This is a genomic window from Hamadaea sp. NPDC051192 (assembly GCF_040682475.1).
GTDB lineage: Bacteria > Actinomycetota > Actinomycetes > Mycobacteriales > Micromonosporaceae > Hamadaea > Hamadaea flava.
This window is the reverse complement of the sequence record NZ_JBFBAZ010000252.1, coordinates 1-5,467: the sequence shown is the minus strand read 5'-3', so window position 1 is coordinate 5,467 and position 5,467 is coordinate 1. Positions and strand designations below refer to the sequence as shown.

Sequence of the window (5,467 nt, the reverse complement as noted above, 5' to 3'; positions counted from 1 at the left end):
ACCGCGTACGCGGCCGACGTCTACCGCGGCCGCGTACGCGACTCCGCCGATCGCGGCGAGCCAGGTGAACGGCTCGCCAGAGTTGCCCCGACCAAGTTCGACGACCGCGCCCGCCACCACGGCGACGGCGAGTACGCCACCGGCGGCGGCACTGGCCTTGAGGTCGATGGCGCTGATCCGCTCGTCGCGCCGATCCAGCAGATGCCGGACGGTCTCGGACCGCCGCGCGGCCAGCACCACGATCCCGGCGAAGACCAGCATCACCGACAGCAGGACGACGCCGAGCCCGGGCCGACCGCCGATCCACGCCGACACCAGGTACGCCAGCCCGGCCGCCACACAGATCGCCGGCGTAGTCCAGTACATCGCGGCGCTCTTACTGCTCCTTGACATGGAACATCTCCTCCACAGTCGTCTCGAAGAAGCGGGCCAGCGCGATCGCCAGCGGCAACGACGGGGTGTACCGGCCGGTCTCGATCGAGTTGACGGTCTGCCGGGACACCCCCATCGCCGCCGCCAGGTCGGCTTGGGACAGCCCGCGCCGCGTACGCAGCGCCCGGACGTCGTTGCCGGTCAGCTCCAGTTCCACCGGTATCCCTCGAAGGTCAGCGGCACAGCAGCGTGCCGATCAGCGATTCCTGCGCCTGCCAGGCACCCAGGTCGTAATAGTTCTCGGCCAGCACGACCTGCCGAGTGCCGTCGGCGCTGGTGAACACGTCGGTCATGTAGCCGTACACCGCGCCGTTGTGGCCGAACGCCGGGCCGCACGGTGTCGAGATCCGGAAGACGCCCAACCCGTACGCGATCCCGTCGACGTCGGTCGTGGCGAGCATCTGCCGCAGCAGCGGCCGGGGGAGCAACGCGCCGCCGAGCAACGCGCGATAGAACCGGGCGAGGTCGGCCAGCGTGCTGACCAGAGCACCGGCGGCCCACGCCGCCGACGGATTCCATTCGGTGACGTCGACTGGATCGGCGCCCGGCATCGGGGCGTACCCGTGCATCACCGGGCTCGGCGGCGTCAGCTCGTCACCGGCCAGCATCGTGTCCCGCAACCCGAGCGGCCCGGCGATGCGCCGGCCGATCTCGGCGGCCAGCGTTCGGCCGGTCACCCGCTCGACGATCATTCCGAGCAGGACGTATCCGGTGTTCGAGTAACGGCCGTCGGTCCCGGCCGGGAACTGTGCCGGCTGATCGGCGACCAGCGCCACCAACTCGGCCGGCGACCAGTGACGCAGCCACGCGGCCGGGTCCTCGGCGTACTTCTGGACGACGATCCCCAGATACTCGGGTACGCCGCTGTGATGGTTGAGCAGCTGCCGGACGGTGATCGTGTCCGCATACGGCAGTACGCCCGGCAGCAGCGCGCCGAGCCGGTCGTCGAGGGACAGCCGCCGCTCCGCGACCAGCTGCAGGACGACGGTGGCGACGAAGGACTTCGTGACGCTTCCGGCGCGCAGGTGATCCCCGGAGTTCGCGGGCCGGCCGGTGGCCGTGTCCGCCACGCCGACGGCCGCTGTGCGTACCAGTTGATGCTCGCGGAGCAGGACCATCGCGGCGGGCGCACCGGCGTCGCGGACCGGTTGGAGGGCTTGGGCGAGGTCGTTCGCGGGGTGAGCCGCAGGGTGGACCGCGACCATCGCGGTCAGCACCATCGAGAGTAGACCGTGCATGTGTAAAGCGTGCTTGACACCCGAAGCGGTGTCAAGCACGCTTTACATCGGTTATGGATTTTCATCCGTCTCACCCCTAGCGAAATTCCTTTGCGACGTCGATAGTGAATCGACCGATCCCCCGTGGGATCTGCGTGGGAGGAGAGCAATGGCACGGCGCATCCTCACGCTCGCCGCGGCGGGCGTATTAAGCATCGGCCTGACCGCCACCCCGGCGGTGGCGGGCAAGCCGGTGCAGCACGACGAGCAGATCGAGTACCACCGCATCAGCTCGTACCGGGACTGGGCCCAGGGCACGTCGCAAGGCGCGTTCGCGATCCCAGGCCTGCGAACCGGTGTCACCATGGGCGTTGCGGCCGGCACGACCGACTACACCGACCCGCACACCGGCGTCACCGCCGCCTACGAGTACTCGACCTGGACGTCGCCGGTGCACGACATCGGGTTCGGCGCGACCGAGGCGGTCGCCTCGTGGAACGCCGTCACCCCGGCCGGCACGTTCATCAAGGTCGAACTGCACGGCACGTACACGAACGGAGAGCAGACGCCCTGGTACACCATGGGCATCTGGGCCTCCGGCGACGGTGACATCCGCCGGACCAGCGTCGACGACCAGGGCGACCCCTACTCGACGATCTGGACCGACACCTTCTCCATCGACGACGCCTCCCGGGGCGTCCTGCTCAGCGACTACCAGCTGCGGCTGACCCTCTACAAGAAGCCGGGTCAGGTGCAGCGCCCGCGGGTCTGGGAGCTGGGCGCGATGGCGAGCAACGTGCCGGACCGGTTCACCGTCCCGCTCAGCACCGGGCACATCGCCTGGGGCAAGGAGCTGGCGGTGCCGACGTACTCGCAGAACATCCACAGTGGCGAGTACCCCGAGTACGACGGCGGCGGCGAAGCCTGGTGCTCGCCGACGTCCACCCAGATGGTGGTGAGCTACTACGGCTACACCCCCGACACCTCCTGGGTGAACCCGGCGTACGCCGACCCACAGGTCGACGCGGCCGCCCGGGGCACCTACGACTCGCAGTACGAAGGGGCGGGCAACTGGCCCTTCAACACCGCGTACGCGGCCTCGTTCGTGGGCCTCGACGCGATCGTGACCCGCATGCACTCGCTTGACGAGGTCGAGACCTTCATCAAGCACGGCATCCCGGTGGTGGTGTCGCTGTCCTTCCTCGCCAGCGAGCTGGACGGCTCCAACTACTCCACCTCCGGCCACCTGTTCGTGATCGTCGGCTTCACCGCCACCGGTGACGTCGTCGTCAACGACCCGGCGTCGTCCTCGGACGACGTGGTGCGCAACGTCTACAAGCGCGACCAGCTGGAAACGGTCTGGCAGCGCACCAAGCGCGTACGCGCCAACGGCACCGTCGGCAGCGGATCGGGTGGCATCGCCTACCTGATCACGCCGTGGTGGAAGCCCCTGCCTCAGGTTCCGGGCTCGTCGAACTGGTGACACCCTGGACGGGCCGGTCCGCGTTCTCGAGCGGGCCGGCCCGTTCCCCTGACGGTGCCTTGGCGCGATCTTGGTGAGATGCTGCTCGGCGTGGGGATCGACATCTACGGCGTCATCGAGATCCGGCCCTGGTGCACCTGGCCCGACCGGCCGGAGGAGATCGACTGGGAGTTCGGGGTCAGCCTGGACAACCTCTACGTGGGCCCGGACTACGACGCCTTCGGCTGCCTCTTCGGAGTCATGAACTACGCCGGCTTCCGGCCGATAGCCGCGGAGCGGGGTCTGCCCGCGGACGCGTCCGCCCACACTCGCGCCCAGTACGACGGCGCACATCCGACGTGGATGAGCTGGGCCGAAGTCGAGCAGATCGACTGGACCGAACCCGCCGAGCACGCCGACGCCCGGCTGCACCGCTACCTACGCGACGCCGACGGGCGCTGGACCTTCCACTCGAAGGCGTCCTGGTCGCGGGAGGCGTACGAGGTGCTGGGCGTACCGGCGCCGCCGCCCGGCACGGACCCCGCCATCTGGCCGGACGGCAGCGTCTGGACTCGGGGCGACGTCCAGTACCGGGCCGAGCGACTGACCCGGCGCGACGCCGTTTCCGAGAACGGCGGATGGCAGCCCGTGTGGGAGGTGATGGCGATCCTCGCCCGGCTGCACGGACGCGAGAACTGCCGGCTCGTCGTCTGGTTCGACCGCTGACGCCGCTACGCGCGCGCGTTGATCATGGAGTTTGCCCCCTCGACACGCCGTCGACACCACAGTTAACTCCATGATCAACGCGGAAAGGACGGGGCGGGCGAGCGGGGGCGGGCGAGGGGGTTAGCGAGCGGAGCGAGCGAGGGAGTGGGCGAGGGCGAGAGCGCCCGCGACGGGCGGCGAGGTCAGCAGGTGCAGCCGGACTCCAGGGACGGCGGCCGTGACGGCGTCCTGGATGAGCGCCCAGTACGCCGGTACCGCAGTGACCAGCCCACCGCCGAACAGGACGTCGTCGAACGGCAGCCCCCGAGCGGAGAAGGTCGCGACGAGGGTTCCGAGCGACGACGCCCCACCGGCCACCACCGACTCGGCGAGCGGGCAGCCGTCGGCGAAGGCGGCCATGACGGCCGGGCAGTGCCGGCCCCAGGTCTCGGTGTCCGAGCCGAGCGCGTACGCCAGGTCCAGGATGGTGGCGACGCCGAAGGACTGCGTCAGCGCGTCGGCCAGCTGCGAGGGCGGCTGACCTTGGTCGTCGGCGGTGAGCACGGCCCGTGCGGCGTCGCGGACCAGGGCGGACGCGCTGCCGTCGTCGCCGAGGATCCAGCCCCAGCCGCCCGCGCGGTGCACTCCGCCGGAACCGTCGTCGTGCAGCGCGATCGAACCCGTGCCGACCACGACGGCGACCCCCGCCTGCAGTCCGGCCGCGGGGAGCAGCAGCTCCCCGTCGTTGACGACGGTCACCGGCACGTCCAGCGCGGCCGCGAGCGCGTCCCGCAAGGCGGCGCACTGGGCGCGGTCCTCGGCGCCGTGCGCACCGACAGCCAGCGCGGTCACGCCGGCGGGAAGCCGTTCGAGCAACCACGGCGCACCGTCCAGTGCGGACCATCCGGTGGACGGCAGGACGACGTCCACACCGGACGACGAGCGGATGTGCGTCTTGGTGCCGCCCACGTCCACGCCGACGATCATGACGCTCCCTCGAAGTCGGACCGGTCGACGCCGCCCAGCTTGGTGTCGTGGTTGGCGAAGACGAACTGCTCGGGCACGACGCCGCGCTGCTCGGCCAGCACCGCCACAAGTTCTTGTGCCACCACCGTCTCCAGCACGACGCGTACGGCGGGGTCCACCTCGGGCAACCGCACGACCGACAGCTTGCCGTCGCTGTCCACGGCGGCGGTCGTGACGAGCAGCGTCTGATGGCCCGCGCCCGCGAGCGTCCGGGCCAGCTCCACTTCACGGTCCGCGCCGAAGATCAAGTGCAGCGTGTCCCCCGCCGACTCCATCTCGCCGTGCAGGTAGTTGCGCGTCGCGGAGGCGGCGGCGGGCACGCGGGGCACCTCACGCAACAGCAGCGCGGCCTCCTCGGCGGAGGCCCGCGAAGCGCCGGAGCCCACGACGTCCGCGGCCACGAACGAGGCCACTTCAGGGATACGCCCAACGGAGCGGACGAGTTCGCCGATCCCGTCCCACTTCTTGGCGGCGGCCGGGTCCCCGGCGACGGCCGCCGCGAGGAGGTCGAGCGCGACGATCGTGCCGGTGAAGCCGACGGTGGAGGCGTACGAGTCGGGCTCGTCGCCTAGGCCGACCAGATGCTCGGCGAGCACGGCCAACGGTGAGTCGCCGACGTTGACGA

Annotated in this window: 6 protein-coding genes and 1 pseudogene; 2 read left to right on the top strand and 5 right to left on the bottom strand. The window is 70.5% G+C overall.

Annotation, left to right across the window (positions count from 1 at the left end; all coding sequences use genetic code 11):
• The 3 genes from AB0M47_RS41935 to AB0M47_RS41925 form a co-directional block, all read right to left on the bottom strand.
• Positions 1-393 (bottom strand): hypothetical protein (locus AB0M47_RS41935; RefSeq protein ID WP_363424415.1); only part of this gene is annotated, 393 nt, incomplete at its 3' end.
• A complete protein-coding gene (locus tag AB0M47_RS41930; protein ID WP_363424412.1) occupies positions 377-589 on the bottom strand; it encodes a helix-turn-helix transcriptional regulator in 213 nt (70 codons plus the stop codon). The genes AB0M47_RS41935 and AB0M47_RS41930, both read right to left, overlap by 17 nt.
• 16 nt (positions 590-605) lie before the next feature.
• Complete coding sequence (locus AB0M47_RS41925) at positions 606-1,670, bottom strand: serine hydrolase domain-containing protein (RefSeq protein WP_363424410.1); 1,065 nt, start codon at positions 1,668-1,670, stop codon at positions 606-608.
• A 148-nt stretch (positions 1,671-1,818) separates the two neighbouring features.
• On the opposite strand from AB0M47_RS41925, the gene AB0M47_RS41920 reads away from it, so the two are divergent.
• Both AB0M47_RS41920 and AB0M47_RS41915 read left to right on the top strand, forming a co-directional pair.
• Complete coding sequence (locus tag AB0M47_RS41920) at positions 1,819-3,132, top strand: peptidase C39 family protein (protein ID WP_363424408.1); 1,314 nt, start codon at positions 1,819-1,821, stop codon at positions 3,130-3,132.
• 78 nt (positions 3,133-3,210) lie between these two features.
• Entirely contained in the window at positions 3,211-3,837 is a 627-nt protein-coding gene (locus tag AB0M47_RS41915; protein ID WP_363424406.1) for a hypothetical protein, read from the top strand.
• A 120-nt stretch (positions 3,838-3,957) separates the two neighbouring features.
• Here the strand turns inward: AB0M47_RS41915 and AB0M47_RS41910 are convergent, their stop codons facing one another.
• Both AB0M47_RS41910 and AB0M47_RS41905 read right to left on the bottom strand, forming a co-directional pair.
• Positions 3,958-4,803: a BadF/BadG/BcrA/BcrD ATPase family protein gene (locus AB0M47_RS41910; protein WP_363424403.1), complete on the bottom strand. Its 846-nt coding sequence runs from the start codon at positions 4,801-4,803 to the stop codon at positions 3,958-3,960.
• Positions 4,800-5,467, bottom strand: a pseudogene (locus AB0M47_RS41905) (sugar isomerase); the annotation flags it as partial. The gene AB0M47_RS41910 and the pseudogene AB0M47_RS41905, both read right to left, overlap by 4 nt.